This is a genomic window from Pseudooceanicola pacificus (genome assembly GCF_009789075.1).
GTDB classification, from domain to species: Bacteria; Pseudomonadota; Alphaproteobacteria; order Rhodobacterales; family Rhodobacteraceae; genus Pseudooceanicola; species Pseudooceanicola pacificus.
Window position 1 is genome coordinate 22,013 of record NZ_WNXQ01000016.1, and the last position, 20,221, is coordinate 42,233.

Below are 20,221 nucleotides of genomic sequence, written 5' to 3' on the forward strand. Positions count from 1 at the left end.
ACGATTGGCGGGAATGACCTTCTTTCCGCCAGATTTCGGTAAGGGACTGTAGACCTCGCCCAACTAGCGATCGCTCCACCAAGGTGGAGTGGATCGTGGTGCAAGCATTGGACGCGGGGGAAGCCCCGACCGGGACCGACCTGTCGTCGGTCATGGAACTGTTGGCCTATCTGACAGCCGGCTACTGGCAGGATCACGGCGGCGATGCCCGGGCCTGGGCGCAGCCGGTCGTGACCTACACGCTGGAGGGCGGCTGGAGCGTCGCGCAGCAAGACGCCATCGTCCGCGCCCTCGCGGCCTGGTCGGATGTCGCGGCGATCCGCTTCGAACAGGTCGCCTCGGGGGCGCCGCTGACCCTGCGCGAGGGCAGCAACGGGCGGGCGTCGACGGCCGTCTTCGTCTACCCCGAGCCGGACATATACTTTGCCCGCGTCAGCATCGACGCGGATGTCCCGGGCTGGTCGGATCTGTCTACCCCGGGCGGCTATGGCTGGATGACCCTGCTGCACGAGATCGGCCATGCCATCGGGCTGGGCCACGGCGGCAATTACGACGGCACGGCCAGTGTCGAACGGGACCGGCATCTTGACGCGGACAGCCGCCAGTATTCCCTGATGTCCTATTTCGACGCCCAGGTGACCGGGGCCGATCACGTGGGCGAGGGCGGACGGGTCCATGCCTCGACCCCGCTGCTGGCCGACATCCTGGCCATCCAGTCGATCTATGGCGTCAACCCGGGCGCGCGCGGGGGCGACACGGTCTACGGCTTTGGCAGCACATTGCCCGGCACCGTCTACGATTTCGAGACGACCGGCGCGCCCGTCCTGTCGGTCTGGGACGGCGGCGGGCACGACATGTTCGATTTCTCCGGGTTCGCGGCGGATCAGCGGATCGACCTGCGGGAGGGGCAGGTCTCGGACGTGGGCGGGCTGAGTGGGAATGTCTCCATCGCCCCCGGCGCGGTGATCGAGGACGCAAGGGGCGGATCGGGTGACGATATCCTGATCGGCAATGCCGCCGCCAACCGGCTGTGGGGCGGTGGGGGCGCGGACGTGATCCTGGGCGGGGCCGGGCAGGACATGGCCGTGATCGGGATCGCGCCGGGCGAGACACCGGATTTGACCGGGCTGGAGGTGACGGGGGGCAGCGCAAACGGCCTCCTGCTCCATGCCGGGGGGACCGTGACGCTGGAAAGTGTCGAGGTCCTGTGCCTTTACGACGGAACGCGATCCACCTGGGTGGTGCTGCCCGGCATGGACCTTGCGGCGGCGGTTGCGGCCGCCGGGCCGGGCGACCGGCTGCTGCTGGCGGAGGGGGGGCATGCGGGTGCGCTGACCCTCGACCGACCGCTGGAGGTGCTGGGGGCCGGGGTCGGGCGCACGGTCCTGGACGGCGGCGGCGGGCCCGCGCTGGTGCTGGACGCAGGGGCCGGGGCGGTTTCGGTCAGCGGGCTGTCGCTGCTGACGCAGGGCGAGGGTGCCATTGCATGGGCGCAGGGGGACGGTGATCTCTTGCTCGACGGCTGCGAGGTCTCGGGCGCTGCCTCCGACCTCGTGGGCGCCTGCCCGGACGGGGGCAGCCTGCTGGCGCGCAACACGCTGTTCGCGGATGGCACCGTGGCGGATATCCCGACAGGCGAGGACACCACGACGCAGCCTGACGCGCCAGGGGCTGAACCGGACCTCCCGGTCATCATGGAATGGGGCCAGGCAGAGGTCGGCGCCGAGGAGGTGCAGGTGAGGTTCGATCACGCCTTCACCCGCCCGGTGGTTCTGACCATGCTCGACGGGGCCTTTGCCGACCCGGTTGCCGTGCGCCTGTCGGATGTGGGCCCGGACGGCGCCACCATGCGGCTGCAAGAGCCGCGCTACGCCGATGGAGAGATTGCCCCAGGCACCGTTCACTGGGTGGTGGTCGAGGCAGGGCGCTGGCAGCTGGAAGACGGCCGGATCCTGGAGGCAGGGATCGAGGAGACGGGGCGTCTGTCGAGCCGCGGGGGGGTCGAGGTCGCGACGGATTTGGCAGAGGACGCGGCCATCCTTGGCCAGGTTCAGACCTCCGAGGGCCGGGACTGGGTGATCGCGCGCGTGGCGGGGCGGACGGACGGAGGCTTTGCCCTCACGCTGCAGGAGGAAGAGGCGCGCAATAACAGCGGCCACGTGACCGAGCAGGTCGGCTGGCTGGCTGTCGAGGGCGGGGCGACCGGGGTCCTTGGTGCCGGGATGGTGGAGCGCGGCGTGACCCACAGGGGCGTTCTGGGCGACGGTCCCGCGGTGCCGCTGGCCGGTACGGTCCTGGCGGGCCTTTCCTCGATGCGCGGCAGGGACAGCGCCTATCTGGAACGGGATGCGTCCGGGACCGGCGGCTTTGCCATTCGCGAGGACCAGTCGCGGGATGCGGAAACCCGCCATGTGGCCGAGGATTTTGCCGTCCTGACCCTGGAGGGCGAGCAGGGCAGCCTGACCGGCAGCCCCGCGGGCACCCGGATGGGCGAAGCGGGGCACGCCACCCTGGGCGGCCCCCATTCCGAGGTCACGCTGGCGCATGCCTATACCGCCCCCGTTGTCGTCGCGGTCGAGGCCGGGGACACGCTGGGCCGTATGCTGGATGTCCAATGGACGTCAGAGAGCAGCTTCGTTCTGGCCGGTGCCGAGGCCAATGCCCCGGGCCCGGTGGACATGATGTACCTGGTGCTGGAGGCCGGGCGATGGAGTTTGCCGGATGGCACCTTGCTGGACGTCGGGCTGTTGCCGGGCGGCCAGGGCGACCTGTCCGGGCTGGCGGAGCCTTTCGGCGCGGGGCCTGCGATCTTCACGGCCGTGCAGACGGCCGCGCCCGCTGTCGGGTGGCATGCTGCCGGCACGCGCGGCCGGGACGAGGTGGACAGCATCGGCAGAATCGCGATCGCGGCCGGCGGGGGACAGGAGGAGGATGCCGGTTTTGTCTTTCGGACCGGCTGGTTGGAGGACGGGCAGGCCGAGTTGCCGGTGGGGTACGAGGTAACCCCCGCCGCTCTGCCGGAGGGGGAGGTGCGGCCCCCATCCCTGTTCGCCGTGGACGCCCATGCCGGTGATCCCGCGCTGTTGCCCCAGGACGACCTGACCGGCGAGCTGCATCATTCGGGCTACCTCTCGCTGTCGGGTATCGGCGTCCTTTACGCGACAGAGGCATTCTGATCCGTAATGGCCCCGATGCAAGAGGGGTGACGGCCGCCGCGGTGGCCAATCCCGGCACCGGCGGGGCCGGTCAATGCCGTTTGTCCTTATGAATCAGTGCGAGGCCGTATTGAATTTCCACCGGTCCAACGCGCGTTAAACGCTTCTCCAATAACGAATGTTTGACGTCGGCAATGCCGAGAAACAACCCAAGATTGTCGTGCGGCTTGCCTGATCAATTTTAATGACCATTGTTTGGATGGGCAAATCGCATTGCAATGTCTGTCAAGGTATTTTTTGCCGGCTTGCGTATTTCAGCAAAATGCGGCAACGCAGAAATTTTGGATGCGGCGAAAATCCGCTTGTTTTTCAGAGGTATACAAGCATGCCTTCGCGAGAGGTTCCTGGCGCGGTCCATCTTGCCAGAGGGAAATATTCCTTGCCGCTGAAGCATTTCGATTGCGCGGCTGAGGTGATGCAAATCCCTTGTTTTTAAGGGCTTAGTTAGAGTCTTGGCGCAGCACACGGATAAAGTGTATTGCGCCATGATTCTATATCAATAAGTCGAAATGTCATAAAAAATATAGTAAATACAATCAGTTGAGTTGGATTCAATGTTTCGGACTTCCTGATTCCATGCCTTCGATTTCTTCTGCATACCAATTGGTTAAATTTTCCTTGATCGACGACAATCATTGAATTCTATTCAGTGGCGGACAGGGGGGCTGCCGTATTTCGACCGGGAAATATCCCAGGATCGATGAGGGTATCCCGACAAATGACTTCGGCATGATTCCGCGCGTGTTTCGCGTGGGCCGGTATCTTATTGGGGAAATTTCCATGATCGAGCTTTTCAATTCCGCCAACGTTTCGCAGGGTACCTTCACCACGATCCAGGACGCAGTTGACGCCGCGAGCAGCGGGTGGCGGCTGGAAATCGGCGCCGGCACATATTCGGAGTCGGTGACAATCGACAAGGCTCTGGAGATCAACGGGGCGGGTGTCGGGAACACCATCATTGCACCAGCCAGCGGCGACGCATTCTCGATCACCGGCGATATCGATCAGGGCGGCAGCGAAACGGTTTCCATCTCGGGCATTCAGATCAACGGCTCCACCGGGACCGGCGTCAGGGTGGCAAGCACCACGGTCCTGTCCAATCTCGACCTGCAGGACATGCTGATTCAGGACAACCGGGTTCATGGTCTCGGCAGCCTGTCCAAGACCCTCGGGTCGGTCACCGTCACCAATGTCGATTTCGCCGACAACGGCCACAACGGCCCGAACGGCAATGGCGATATCGTCCTGTTCGAATTCCTCGGCGCGGCGACCCTGACCAACGTGGACATCACCTCGTCCAGCCTGGTCGGCGATGCGACCGCCACCAAGGGTGACACGGCGATCCAGGTGTCGGGCTTTGACAGCGCGACCTATGACGTCACCAATGCGCTGGCCGGGCTGACGCTCGACAACGTCACGGTCAACGGGGCCTACCACAAGGCCCAGGTGATGATTCAGGGGTATACCGATCTCGACGCGCTGAACGTCACGAATTCCAGCCTCACCGGCCATGCCGAATGGGGCAATCTGGTGTTTGTCGATCCGATCGGCAGCTCGGGCCAGGATGCGGCGGCCAATGCGGGCTATCCGGGCAACTACCCCGGTGCCTCGCTGCCGCAGAACGATATTGATTTCAGCGGTTTCACCATCACGCCCGACAGCGGCGTCAATGGCGTGACCATGCGCGGCACCGGCGCCAGCGACAGCATCACCGGCACCAATGCGGCCGATACGCTGAACGCACCGGCCGAAGGTGACACCGATTACGGCGGGGACGAAACCATCAATGGCCTTGGTGGCGATGACACGCTGATCGGCGGCGCGGGCAATGACGCGCTGGATGGCGGCACCGGCACCGACACAGCGCTCTATTCCGGGGCGCGCGAGGATTACGTGATCGCGCAGACCGCGACCGGCTACACCATCACCGACTCCGTGGGCGGCGACGGCACCGACAGCCTGACCGGCATCGAGTCCCTGGAATTTGCCGGCACCCCCGGCATCACCTTCGAACTGGATGCCAACAGCGACGACATCTCGGCCTATCAGAGCCGGTTCGACGCGGATTTCGACTCCGGCTTTGCCGGGCTGCTTGAGGAAAACAGCGGCTGGTCGGGTTCGATCACCGTGATGAACGACGGTGACGGCGGGCTGAACACGCCCGACGGCGGCAATTACGCCGTGATCGCCCAGACCGATGCGGATGGCGGCCTGACCGGGCCCTTCACCCGGTTCGACAGCTATCGCAGCGATTTCGCCGATGGCTATTCGGCCAGCACGACGATCTACCTCGACATGGGCATGGCCGTGGGCGAAGGCTTTGACTGGTCGGTCGCGGCGAGCACCCAGTCGGGCGGCCACCTGCGCGACTTCGTCTTCCATGTGACCAAGGATGGCGACACCGGCACGATCCTGGTCGGCGCATCGAACAACACGAATTTCGACCCGATCCTGAACCTGGAAACCGGCAACCACGCCTCGATCTCGTCCAGCGGCTGGTTCACCTTCGAACATCGCTTCTACGAGAACGACAGCGGCGACCTCGAAGTGGCGATGAACGTCTATGACGCCGCCGGCGACTGGGTCTTCACCGAGATCCGGACCGATCCGGCCGACGATATCGACACCGTCGCAGGCGGCAACCGCTATGGCTGGTTCACCAATATCGACGTGGCGGGCGGCATCGCGGTGGAGTCCATCTCGCTGTCCACGGCGGCGACGGGCGACATCTCGCTCTACGGGGCCGGCGGGCTCAAGCGCCAGTACGACACCGTGGCCGAAGCGGCCGCGGCAGCCGGTGCGGGCGACTACATCCTTGATGCGGCTGGCGAATTCCAGGTTGTTGAAGGCATGTCGATCCAGGCGGCCGTGGATGCGGCCGAAGCGGGCGATGTGATCAACCTCGAATCCGGGGCCACCTTCTCGGAACAGGTGCTGATCGACGGCAAGGACGATCTGACGATCAATGGCAACGGCGCGACGGTCGAGATGCCCGCGATCATCGAGTTCACCCATACCACTGCCGATGGCGGGTCCAAGAACCGCGCGGCGATCTTCGTCGTGCGCGACAGCACCGACGTGACGCTGGACAACCTGATGCTCGACGGGCTGGGCCAGGCGAACCTGATGCCCTCCGGCGGCTCCACGGATTACGAAGGCGTGCTGTTCTACAATGCCTCGGGCGCTCTGACCGACAGCACCGTGACCGGCGTGCGCGATCCGCTGAACGGCGGCTATCCCAGCGGGAACCAGCGCGGCAACGGCGTGGTCGTGATCAGCGACGACAGCGCCACGCGCCAGGTCAGCGTGACCGGCAACACGATCGAGGATTACCAGAAGACCGGCATTGTCGCCGCGGGCGAGGGGCTGACCGTCCTGGTCGACAACAACGTGGTGAACGGGTCCGGCTTCCTGCCGAATTCGAATGCCATCGCGCAGAACGGCATCCAGATCTCGGGTGGCGCATTCGGCAATGTGACCGGCAACATCATTTCGGAAATCGGCTACCAGCGCGATGACTACATCACGACCCATGTCCTGCTCTTCTCGGCGGCGGCGGGGACCATCGTGTCGGGCAACACCCTGACCGGCACGTCGAACGACAGCTTCAGCGCGGGGATCTATTCCTACACCACCGACGGCGCGGTCATCACCAACAACGAAATCGACCACATCCTGTCGGGCGTTGTGTCCTACAGCGAGGGCAACCCGACGATTTCGGGCAATATCTTCTCCAACCCGATCACCGGGCTGCAGACGGTCCAGGGCGGGTCGAATCCCGTTGTCCTCAGCGGCCTCTATGACGGCAACAACGTGGAATTCTACGGCGATCTGGCCGTTTCGCCTGCCACGCAGGACGGCTCGGACGGGACGGATTATTTCACCGGCACCGCCTTTGGCGATACGTTCAACATGCTGGGCGGCGACGATTTCGTGTATGCCGGGGACGGCAACGACACGGTTGACGGCGGGGCAGGGGCGGACTCCGTCTCGGGCGACGCGGATGACGACAGCCTGACCGGCGGCGCGGGCGATGACACCGTCGATGGCGGCGCGGGCAATGACGTCGTGGACGGCGGCGCCGACAACGACATGGTCTTGGGCGGCGACGGCGACGACACCGTGCTGGGCGGCACCGGCAACGACACGCTGGACGGCGGCGCAGGCGCCGACGTGATGGACGGGGGCGAGGGCGACGACCTCTACCTGGCTGGCGCGGGCGACACCCTGGCCGAAAGCATCGGCGGCGCGGCGGGCGGCGACGACACCGTCCAGTCGAGCGAAAGCGTGACCCTGGGTGCCAATATCGAGACCCTGACCCTGGTCGACCCGGTTTCGGAGACCGAGGATTTCGAAGACTTCGACCTGGGTCCGATCACCGATGGCGAAAACGGCTGGGCGGTTGCGGGCAGCAAGGATCAGTCCGTCATCACCGACCCGAACGATCCCGGCAATCAGGTCTTCGCGATGAGCTCGGATCCGACCAGCGGCGACTTCGGCGGGCCGATCTCGCCTGCGCTTGGCGCGACGGCGGGTGAGCCGCAGACCACGGCGGATTATGACAGCCAGCAGGTGAGCTTTACCTTCGGCGCCATCGACACCGTCAATGCCGACAACTCGCGGCTTGAGGTCGACCTGGGCACCGATGACGGCAGCGACCGCAACAACTTCATGGTGATCGAGAAAACCGCAGACGGACTCCGTATCGCGGTGGCCGATCCCAAGCTCGACGGCAACTGGGACACCGGCGAGACCGACAACGATTTCACCTCCTTCACCGGCAACCGGACGCTGATCGAGGGGGTCGACGCCACCATCGCGCATGAGCTGACCGTGGCGGTGACCTATATCGACGGTCCCGACAATGACGTGGTGAAATTCTACCTCGACGGCGAATTCATCGGGGAATCGACGACATTCGAGAACTATCGCGACGCGCTTGGCGGCCTCCATGCCGACAATGCCGAGGACAACCAGACCAGCCGCCTGCTGTTCCGGGCCTCGGGGTCGGGCACCGCGCAGGACGGCCCGGGCGGCGACAACGAGGGCTTCTGGTTCGATAACATCACGACCTCGGTCTACAACTCGACCGGGCCTTCGGGCACCGGCAACGATCTGGCCAACACCATCACCGGCAACAGCGGCGGCAACATGCTGGCCGGCATGGACGGTGACGACACCATCGACGGCGGCCTGGGCGATGACACCATCATCGGTGGCGCGGGCGCGGACAGCATCGTCGGCGGCGGCGGCATCGACACCGCGGTGATCGAGGACAGCAACGCCAGCTATTCGTTCAACTCTTCCTCCGTCACCGATGACGGCACGGGCGAGACTGACAGCATGTCGGGGATCGAGATCCTGGAATTCACCAATGCGCGCTACCTCTTCGTGGGCGGCGACAGCGAGTTCCAGACGATTTCGGCAGCCGTTGCGGCGGCCAATGCGGGCGACACCGTCCTGGTGGCCGCCGGCACCTATGCCGAGGACGTCGTGATCGACAAGTCGATCGAACTGCTGGCCACCGGCGCCGTCACCATCGACGGCCAGAACGGCCAGCTGGGTGCAATCACCCTGACCTCGGGTGTCAATGACGTGCGCATCGACGGCTTCACCGTGCTGGGCAACAACGGCAACGGCGCAATCGAGAACGCGGCGATCTACCTGCAGGGCGCGCATACCGGCATCACGATCCAGAACAACGTGATCGAGGCGCGCGGCGATGCGGGCCTGCTGTCGGAATACGGCGCTGCCGTCAGCCATGTGCTGATCGACGGCAACGAGTTCACCGGCCAGACCTTCACCGGCGCAGAGCCCGAAGGCTTCGGCTTTGCGACCCAGTTCAACGTCGGCAACAACGTGCCGCGCCAGCTGGTGACGATTGGCGGGAACGGTCAGAACACCTCGGACATCACCTTTACCAACAACGTCGTGTCGGGCACGGCAGGCGGCATCAACGCCGCGCTGCAAGAGCAGGGCAACACCCTGGTCACCATCGACGCGGCCAATTCGACCATCTCGGACAACGAGTTCACCGGCTACACCAACCGCTATGCCACCGCGCTGCGCGCCCGTGAGGCCAATACCGAGATCAGCGGCAACACCTTCGACGCCACCGCGAACGGCGCCGACTGGCTCGCCGCTGTCTATGCCGAGGAAACCACCGGCTCGACCCTTGATCCGAACACGTTCATCGGCGTCGACCTGGCGTTCAACATCAACGGCAGCGCGGCAGGCGACACGATCACCGGCTCGGCCAATGACGACTACATCACCGGCGGCGCGGGCGGGGATTCCATCGACGGCGGTGCGGGTGACGACACCATCGACGGCGGCGCGGACAGCGACGTGATCGACGGCGGCGCGGGCACCGACTTCGTGGTTGGCGGCGCGCGCGGTTCGGCGGTTGTCTCGACCAGCTCCACCGGTACGGTGCAGGTGAACGGCGACATCATCACCAATATCGAAGGCGTCCTGTTCAACGACACCACGACCGCGGGCTTCCTGACCAAGGTGCCCGACGCGACGCTGGACGAGAACGAGTTCACCTCGATCGACACCGCCGCCCTGCTGGGCGTCGATGCCTCGCTCTTCGACTTCTCGGCCAGCAACCTGCCCACGGGCATGACGCTGGACCTCGCCACCGGGGTCATCAGCGGGACTCCGACCAACGGGCAGGGGATCTTCACCACCATCGTGGCGGTCGAGAAGGCCACCGGCCTGACCTATCAGGACACCTTCCTGGTCACGGTCACCAACATCAACGACGCCCCCACCTCGACCCCGATCGCGCCGCAGTCGGTGGATGAGGACACGGTGCTGACCCTCGACATTTCGGGCAACTTCGCCGACGAGGATATCGGCGACACGCTGACCTACACGGCGACGCTGGCCAATGGCGATCCGCTGCCGGCCTGGCTCGGGTTCGACGGGATCAACGCGGTCTTCAGCGGCACGCCGGACAACGACGACGTCGCCGTGCTGTCGATCAAGGTCACGGCCGAGGATACCGGCGGCCTGACGACGTCGCGCACCTTCTCGCTGACCGTGAACAATGTGAACGACGCGCCGACCTCGGATCCGATTGCCGATCAGACCACACAGGAGGAATCCCCCTTCAGCTTTGATGCGGCCACCGCCGGCAACTTTGCCGATGTGGACCTGGGCGACAGCCTGACCTACTCGGCCACCGGCCTGCCGACGGGCCTGACGATCAACGCCTCCACCGGCGTGATCTCGGGCACCCCGGACGATCCGGCGGTCGGCACCGCCTCGGTGACCGTGACCGCCACGGACGGGGGCGGGCTGACCAGCAGCCAGACCTTCGACCTGACCGTCACCAACGTGAACGACGCGCCGACCACCTCGGGCATCGCCGACCAGAGCGCGACGGAGGACGCCGCGTTCAGCTACGACGCCTCGGCCGCCTTTGCCGATGTGGATGTGGGCGACACGCTGACCTATACGGCCACCGGCCTGCCGGGGAACCTGAGCATCGACACCGGCACCGGCATCATTTCCGGCACGCCCCAAGATGCCGACACCGGCACCTTCGTCGTGACGGTCACCGCAAGCGACGGCTCGGACTCCGTCTCGACCAGCTTCTCGCTGACCGTGGACAATGTGAACGACGCACCGGAAGTTGTGGCAATTGCCGACGTTTCGACGGCGGAAGACTCGGCCTTTACCTACAGCGTGGCCGGTAACTTCTCGGATGCGGATGGCGACAACCTGACGTTGAGCGCAACCCTGGCCGACGACAACCCGCTGCCCAGCTGGTTGAGCTTCAACGCCACCACCGGCACCTTCACCGGCACGCCGCTCAATGCGAACGTGGGCACCATTTCGGTCAAGGTCACCGCGTCGGACGGCACCAGTTCGACCTCGGACATCTTCGAGCTTGAGGTCACGAACACCAACGACGCGCCCGTGGCCGTCGGCGCCGCCATCGGCCCGAAAACCGCCACCGAGGACGAGGCCTTTGCCGATCTCGATGTCTCGGGCAAATTTGCCGATCCGGATGTCGGCGATACGCTGACCTACACGCTGACCGGTGCGCCGGCGGGGATCTCGATCAATGAGACGACCGGCGTGATCTCGGGCACTCCGACGGAAAGCGGCAGCTTCACGGTCGGGGTGCAGGCCAGCGACGGCAATGGCGGCACGCTGACCCGCAGCTTTGCGCTGAATGTGACCTCGGCCAACGCCGCGCCGACCGCCTCGCCGATCCCGGCGACCACGGTGGGTGTCAAGTTCAACAGCGAGGCGAACAACACCACGCTCAATGTCTTCGACTACTTCGAGGATGACCAGGACGCCGATGACGAGCTGACCTACAGCGTCACCGACCTGGGCGGGTTCGATGCCAACGACATCAGCATCGACGGCGCGACCGGGGTGATCACCCTGTCGCCCGACTACACCTATACGCCGAGCTTCACGATCGATGACGACGACCGTGGGTCCTACACGATCGAGATCACGGCCACCGACACCGGCGGCCAGTCGGTTTCGACGGACTTGGATGTCAGCGTTGTGCTGTCCTTCTCCTCCTCGGATCCCGATGGCATCGGCTACATCTCTGGCGGTCAGGTCTACTTCGACTCCAACAACAACAGCATGCTTGACGCGGGCGAGGCCGTTGTGTCGCTGGACGGTGACGGCGACTTCAGCTTCACGGGCAACGCCGATTTCAACGCGCAGACGTCGGATCCGGCTTTCAATCCCTTCCTGGCCGCTGTCCGTGCCGTTCCGGGCAACACCGGGACCAACCTCGCAACCGGCGCGGTCGTCGTGGGCGAATTCTCGGCGCCGTTTGTGAACATCGTGTCGGGCAATTTCGTGACCTCGAACCAGGTGTCGCCGCTGACCTCGCTGCTGGGGCCGCTTGCCGCGGGGGGACTCGGCCATGACACGCTCAAGGCCAACCTCGGTCCGTTGATCAACGTGTCCGCCGCCACCGATGTGGTGACGACAGACTATATCCTGGGCGTGGCGAACGGCACGATTGGCCAGCAGACATTCAATGACGCCGTCTACGTCGCGCTCACGGCAGCGACCGTGCGCAACGCGGTGCAGGTCATGGCCTCTGCCTTCGATGTCTTGGACGACCTGGGCTCCGACAACTTCACCACCGCGGAACTGGCCAATGCGGCCTACGCGGCGTTCAGCACCGTCATCGCGGCAGGGTCTTTCCAGCTGAATAACTCCGCCCATTGGGACAGCGTGATCGACGAGCTGGAATCGGACACCTCGATCACTCTCACCGCCACCCAGCAGACCAACCTGAGCGAAGGCCTGAGGTGGATGGGGCAGGCGAACATGACCGCTGGCACCACGACGAACGGGGGAAATACTCCGTTCTCAACGGAGCCTTCGTCGGGTGACGTCAGGGCGGACCTGCTGCAGTTCCTGGCCGCCGGCCAGATCGCATCGGATACTGTGGCTGCCAGCGCAACAGGCGACTTCTCGGGGCTTGATTATGGCTCCCCCACAGCGTTCCAATCATTGGCCGAAGGCGAACTGGCCAATGTCCTGACCGTCACGGGCGCCAAGGGTACGGCCGGCAATGACGATCTGACCGGGCTCGACAACATTGGCGACGGGTCCGAGGCCATCTCGGGCCTGGCCGGCGACGACACCATCACCGGTGGTGCAGGGTCCGACACCATGGACGGCGGCGCGGGTCTCGACACGCTGGATTACGGCGACGAGGCCGGCGGCGGCGGTATCACCGTGAACCTCGTGACCGGGGCCGCGACGGATACCTACGGCAACACAGAATCCGCCGTGAACTTCGAGAACGTGTACGCTACGACCTCGGACGATGTAATAACCGGCACGACGGGCAACAACACCTTTACCCTGCCGGGTGCGGCAAATGACTCCGTCGACGGCGGTGCAGGGTTCGACACCGTCATCCTGCCGGACGTGGCCCTGGCGGATGTGACGGTCCACCAGCTGAGCACGGGTGAGATCACCTTTGGCGGAACCATCCTGAAGAACGTCGAACGGGTGGAGTTCAACGATGCCACCATCCAGAAGCCGACCGATATTGCCTTTGCCGGCACGGCCTTCGACGAGAACACCACCGATCTTGGCGCCGTCACCACGACGGATGGCCTGGACAGCGACGGCTCTGTCGACATCACCTACACGGTGACCGACACTTATGCGGGGGCCGATTTCGCGGTCACCGGGGGCAACCTGGTCGTCGACTCCGGTACGCTCGACTACGAGTCGACCGGCGGGGCCAGCCCGATCTCGGTGACCATCACGGCCACGGATGGCGACGGCCTGTCGCGGACCGAGACCTTCGCCTTCTCGCTCAACGACGTGAACGAGGCACCCGAGGGCACGATCGCCAATCAGACGGTGGACGAGGACACGGCCTTCTCGCTGAGCCTCGCGTCGCTGATCAGCGATCCCGAAGGCGGCGCGCTGACCTTCTCGATCGACTCGGCCCCGGCCTGGTTGAGCATCGAGGCCGGAACCGGCAACCTGATCGGCACGCCGACCAACGATGACGTGACCACGGGCGCCAGCGTGACGATCCTGGCCTCGGATGGCGTCAACGCTGTGCCCTTCACCTTCGACATCGAAGTCACCAATGTGAACGATGCGCCGGTGGCCAAGGATATCAGTCTGGGTTCCCTCGCGGAGGACACCTCAAGCAACTGGACCTTCGCAGGTCCGTCCGTCGGCGTCTTGGCCACGGATGTCGACAACGTGCTGGACTCCTCGTCCTTCAGCTTCGACTCGGTGACCATCGGCGGGCAGTCCGTCTCGCTGACCGATGCCGGTCTGACCTACAACTCCACCACCGGCGTGCTGCAGATCGACGCCTCGCAGGATGCCTACCAGTCCCTGGCCTCGGGCAGCTCGACCGACGTGGTGGCGACCTTCACGGTCTCCGACGGGGCGCTCAGCGAAACCGGCACCGTCACGATTGAAGTGCAGGGCGCGAACGATGGCCCGACCTCGTCCAGCATCCCGGGCCAGACCTTTGCCGAAGAGGCGGCTGTCAGCTTCGACGCGGCCACCGCAGGGGCCTTTGCGGATGTGGATGCCGGCGACACGCTGACCTACAGCGCAACCGCTCTGCCGGCCGGGCTCAGCATCAACACCGCAACCGGCGTGATCAGCGGCACGGCGGACGACGCGGCGGTTGGCGTGCATTCGGTCACCGTGACGGCGACCGACGGCGGCAGCCTGACGACCTCGCAGACCTTCGATATCGAAATCACCCGCGTCGATGACGCGCCGGTGGTGGACAGCCCGGTCCCCGACATGACGGTGGCCGAGAACGATGTCGTCTCGATCGACCTGTCGGCCTACTTCGTCGACGCGGACGTGAACGAACCCGGCTCGACCGAGTCGCTGAGCTATGCGATCTCGGGTCTGCCGGACGGCCTGTCGTTCAACACCGCAACCGGCGAGATCACCGGCACCCCGGATGATCCCGACGTGGGCCTGCATGTGATCACCGTCACCGCGACGGACAGCACCAACCTGAGCGTGTCGGACACGTTCAACCTGACCGTCACCAATGTGAACGACGCGCCGGAAACCACCGGCATCGCGGACCAGACGGGCCAGACCACCGTGCCCTTCTCCCTGGATGCCAGCGCGTTCTTCAGCGACGTGGACAGCCCGACGCTGACCTTCAGCGCCACCGGCCTGCCGGATGGCCTGACGATCAACACGGCCACGGGGGTCATCTCGGGCACGCCGATCCTGTCGGGCGTGGGCGAGAACTCGGTCACCGTGACCGCCTCGGACGGTGCGCTTTCGGTTCAGGCCAGCTTCAACTTCGACATTGCGGCGCTGATCGTGGGCACCAGTGCGGGCGATCTGCTCAACGGCACCGTCAACCCCGACGAGATCCGTGGCCTGGAAGGCGACGATACGATCCTGGCGGGCGATGGCGCAGACGAGATCTTTGCCGCCACGGGTGACGACGTCATCGCTGGCCAGGCCGGGAACGACACCGTGCATGGCGGGGCGGGCATCGACACGCTCGACTACAGCCAGGACGGCGGTGCCGGCGCGGTGGTGGTCGGCATGTCGAACGGCACGGCAACCGACAGCCACGGCGACACCGACAGCTTTGACGGGATCGAGAACGTGATCGGCACCGCCGGCAACGACATGATCACCGGCGATGCGGGTGACAACCTGCTGGAGGACGGCGCCGGCGACGACACTGTGCTGGGCGGCGACGGCGACGATACCTTCGTGGCCTCGGCAGGCACCGACGAACTGGTCGGCGGTGCTGGCATCGACCTGCTGGACCTGTCGAACGCCACCACCTCGGTCATTGTTCAGCTGGGCAGCAACCCCTTCCCGTCGATCGTCACGGGGGCGGGCTATGCCTTTGGTCCCGATGTCGACTTCCTGGGCCTGACCGGGATCGAGAACATCCTGGGCGGCTCGGCCGGGGATGACCTGTCCGGCGATGCGGGCGACAACACCTTCTTCGCCAGCCTCGGGGCCGACACCATCACCGGCGGCGCGGGCTCCGATACCTACGATGCCTCGGCGACCTCGGCGTCGCAGTCGGTCAACCTGGCGTCGGGCGCGGTCTCGGGTGCCTTCGGCGCGGATGTGCTGAGCGGCATCGAGAATGCGGTGCTGGGCGGCGGCAATGACACGATCACCGGCTCCTCCGACGACAACGCGGTAGACGGCGGCGAAGGGGTCAACACCTTCATCGTCGACGACGACAGCACCAATGCCACCTTCGCCTATCTCGGCGGTGTCCTCACGGTCACCTCGGGGCAGGGGACCGACCTGCTGACCAATATCGACGCGGTGCAGTTCAACGACGCCACCGTCTCGGTTGTCGCGAATGCGGACAGCGTGGCCACCAGCGAAGACGACACCATCGCCGGTTCGGCGCTGGACAACGACTTCGACGTGGCGGACGGGTCGAGTGCCCTGACGGTCACGGGCGTGAACGGTGGGACCGGCAACACCGGTGTGTCGGTGACGCTGGCCTCGGGTGCGATGGTGACGATGCAGACCGACGGGTCCTTCGTCTACGACCCGAACGGCCAGTTCGAAGACCTGGTCGAAGGCGAGACGACGACCGACAGCTTCACCTACACGATGGAGGACGCTGACGGGAATTCGGCCAGCCAGACCGTCACGGTGAACCTGACCGGGGTGAACGACGCGCCGCAACCCGCGCCCAGCTACGACCTGACCGGCACGCTGATCGAGGAAAACGGCAGCTTCTCGCTGGCCTTCTCGGATGCCGGCTTTGTCGGGGCGGGGATCGACCTGGACGAGGCGACGGATGACCTGACCTTCGCAATCGACGCTCAGGGCGCATTCGGCACCGCCTCCATCGACACTTCGGGCGGCGTGCCAAGCTGGTCTATGTGCCCAGCGATCTGGATGCGCTCGACCTGAACGACGTGCAGCCGATCACGATCACCGTCTCGGTGACCGATGACGAGAACGCCACGACGACCTTCGACGTGGAATTGCAGGTCACCGGCACCAATGATGCGCCCATGCTGGACGACGCGGCCTATACCGTGTCGGAAGACGCGGGGGCCTCTGTCCTGGTCGATCTGCAGACCCTGGTGTCGGATGTCGACGCGGATGACCTGCCCTCCACCATCGACTTCGATGTGACGACGCCGGCCGGGACCGGGGTGACGACGCTCGTCGGCAGCACCCTGTCCTACAACCCGATGGGGCAGTTCGAATACCTGGCCGACGGGGAAACCGCCGAAGTCACCATCGAGGTGCTTGCGACGGACACCCAGAACGCCAGCGACCCGGCCACCATCACGGTGACCATCGAGGGCGAGAACGACGCGGTCCAGGCGGGTGCGGCGGTGACGGTCACCACGGACGAGGACGCGGGCACGGTTGCGGTCGCACTTTCGGAACTGCTGTCCAATGCCTCGGACGTTGACACCAGCGATACCATCACCCTGTCGGGCCTGACCCGCACGGATGGCGGGCGGACCCTGACCTCGCTGGTCGTGAACGATGCAACCGGCATCAGCTTCGACGCGAACGAGTTCAACGACCTGGCGGAAGGTGAAAGCGAGGTTCTGACCTTCACCTACGCCGTGTCGGACGGCCCGACTTCGGCCGCGACCTCGGTCTCGATCACGGTGGAGGGGCGCAACGATGCCCCGGTGATCAGCGCGGCCTTCCTGACGGCGGCCCAACCGGCAACGGTCAACGAGGCCGCGGGCCAGTCCGGCAGCTCCGATCCCCAGCCCTCCAGCGCCGCCTTCGGCCTGCTGACCTTCTCGGACGCCGATCTGACGGACGGGGCGACGGTTTCGGTCTCGGCGCTTTCGGCGGTCAGCAACCGCGGGATCATCCACACCGGTGCCAACCTGGCGGCCCTGCAATCGGCGCTGGCGGTCCTGACCACCAGCTTCCCGGGCGCGGCCACCGGCAACCAGACCACGCAGCTGACCTTTGGCCTGCAGGACATGGACCTCGACTTCCTCGACGGAGGCGAGACCCTGTCCGTGACCTACGAGCTGGCGGTCACCGATGACAGCGGCACCCCCTCGGCGACGGATACGACCACCCTGGTCGTGGACTTTGTCGGCGCCGACGATCCGCTGATCACCGGAGACGACAGCATCACGGCCCATGAGGATGACGCTGCCATCGACCTGACCGCGACGCTGCTGGCCAATGACAGCGACCTCGACGCGATCGACGAGTTCCAGATCGTGTCCATCGACACGACCGGAACCGTCGGAGACGTGACGCTGAGCGGCGGTTCGGTCACCTACAAGCCGACGGATGCAGGGCGCGACGGCGACACGGTGACGGATACCTTCACCTATACCGTCCGCACGTTGGATGGCGAGGAATCCACCGCCACCGTCACCGTCGAGGTGTCCGGCGAGACCGATCTTCCGGTTGTCACCGGCATCAGCCCGTTCCTGCTGGCCGAGGAGAACACCGCACGGACCCTGGGCGAGAATGTGACGCTCACGGATGCGGACGGCGCCGGCTTTGGCGGCGGTTCGGCGGTCTTCTCGCTGGCCGGTGCAACGGCGGACGACAGGCTGTTCATCAAGACCGATCCCGGCAACATCCTGCAGGCGGCCTCTGGCAACATCTTCTACGATGGCCAGATCGTCGGCAGCTACACCGGCGGAGAGAGCGGCGCGGCACTGAACGTGGCCTTCGGCGCGGGCATCACCGACACGATGGTCAACGCCATCATGAGCGCGGTGCAGTTCGTGAACACCTCGGACACGCCTCCGGCGGAAACCCGGACCCTGTCGATCACGGCCACGGATGCCAGCGGCGATACCTCGGTGACGACCACCGGTCTCAACGTGCTGGATGAGCCGAACGCGCCGTCCCCGGCGATCCTGCAGTACGGCAGCATGTCGGTCGGCACGAGCTTTGTCTCGGTCACCTTCGACAAGTCCTACGTCGACCCGGTCGTGTTCGCCACGATCATCGGTGCCACCGGCGATCCGGTCACCGTGCGTGTCCGCAATGTCGACGCCAACGGGTTCGAGATGCGCCTGCAGGAGCCGAACCATTCGGACAAGGTTCACAACCCCGAGATCGTCAACTGGATGGTTGTCGAGAAGGGCCGCTGGACCCTGGACGACGGGACGGTGATCGAGGCCGGAACCGTCGACACCGGCAAGATGACCAACCAGGGCTTCGAGTCGATTGCCTTCGGTGACGACTTCGGCACCACGCCGACGATCATCAGCCAGACGCAGACCGTGAACGGCGCCGACTTCGTCTACTCGCGCCAGGACGATCCCACCTCGGGTGGCTTCAGCCTGTCGCTGGAAGAGGAAGAGATCAACAATATCAACGGCTACCACAAGCCCGAGACTGTTGGTTGGCTTGCGGTCGAAAGCGGGCAGGGTGACGGCTTCATCGCCGGTGCAACGGGCGACGCGGTGGGTCACAACTCTGTCGATGTCGGCTTCGGCACCACCTTCGATGCGGCACCGACCGTGTTTGCGGTGCTGGGCAACCGGAACGGGGGCAACCCGGCCGAGCTCAACGTTGCCGCGGTGGACGAAGACAGCTTTGTCGCCTTCGCCCAGGAGGACCAGACGTTCGACGCGGAGGTCGTGCACAACAAGGAACGTGTCGACTTCCTGGCCTTCGAAGGCACGTCGGGCAGCCTTGGCGGTACGGCGCAACAGACCGTCATCGCCGAGTTCGGCACCACGATGGTCAACTCGACCCCGATGACGATCGAGCTGGATCACGACTTCATCAACCCGGTGGTCTTCGTTCTGGGGCTCGAGAATTCGGAACCCGGTGCGGCTGTGGCCCGTATCCGCCACCTCGACTCCGACAGCTTCACGATCTGGCTGCAGGAGCCGAGCAACGAGGATGGCGTGCACGGCTACGAGACGCTGACCTACGCGGTGATGGAGGCCGGAAGCTGGGATCTGGGCGACGGCACCAAGCTGGAAGTCGGCAAACTGAACAGCAAGCTGCTGACCCACGAGGGTTTCAACGACGTGACCTTCGACTCGGCCTTTGCAGAAGGTCCGGCGGTGTTCAGTCAGGTTCAGAGCTACTTTGGCCCGGACCTGGTCTCGACACGTCAGACTTCGGTCTCGAACACCGGCTTCTCGGTCGCGATGGAAGAGGAAGAGGCGCTGAACGGCGGCACGCACACCTTCGAGGACATCGGCTGGTTCGCCATCGACAGCGGCGCAGGCCAGTGGAACGGCCAGACCTTCGAGGCCGGAACCTTGGAGGATGCCCTGTCGTCGGACACGGATACCTTCCTGTTCAACGAGACCTTCGACGCGTCGCCGCTGGTGCTGGCACAGCTTGCCAGCTTCAACGACAGCGAGACGGCGATCCTGCGCGCCAGCGGCCTGAACGCCAACGGCATCGACCTGCGGATCGCCGAGGACACGACGCTGGATGTCGAAACCACGCACCCGGACGAGGATGTGAACTTCTTCGCCCTGGCGCAGGCGGGTCTCTATACCGGGACCGAATGGGGCTGACGCCCCGCT

General features: G+C 65.2%; 3 protein-coding genes. All 3 read left to right on the plus strand.

All coding sequences use genetic code 11. The features are described 5' to 3' along the window. Positions 1 to 95 precede the first annotated feature (95 nt). The 3 genes from GLS40_RS17510 to GLS40_RS17520 all read left to right on the plus strand — a co-directional run bounded on the left by GLS40_RS17510 (position 96) and on the right by GLS40_RS17520 (position 20,212). Positions 96 to 3,176: a M10 family metallopeptidase C-terminal domain-containing protein gene (locus tag GLS40_RS17510; protein ID WP_160383850.1), complete on the plus strand. Its 3,081-nt coding sequence runs from the start codon at positions 96 to 98 to the stop codon at positions 3,174 to 3,176. Between the two features lie 819 nt (positions 3,177 to 3,995). Further along, complete coding sequence (locus GLS40_RS17515) at positions 3,996 to 16,631, plus strand: beta strand repeat-containing protein (protein ID WP_160383851.1); 12,636 nt, start codon at positions 3,996 to 3,998, stop codon at positions 16,629 to 16,631. Beyond that, a complete protein-coding gene (locus GLS40_RS17520; RefSeq protein ID WP_160383852.1) occupies positions 16,601 to 20,212 on the plus strand; it encodes a VCBS domain-containing protein in 3,612 nt (1,203 codons plus the stop codon). The genes GLS40_RS17515 and GLS40_RS17520 overlap by 31 nt, the downstream gene beginning before the upstream one ends. The last annotated feature ends 9 nt before the right edge of the window (positions 20,213 to 20,221 follow it).

What these genes read in the sequence shown, in the direction of transcription:
- GLS40_RS17515 (WP_160383851.1), top strand. Translation starts at nt 3,996, where the DNA reads ATGATCGAGCTTTTCAATTCCGCCAACGTTTCGCAGGGTACCTTCACC.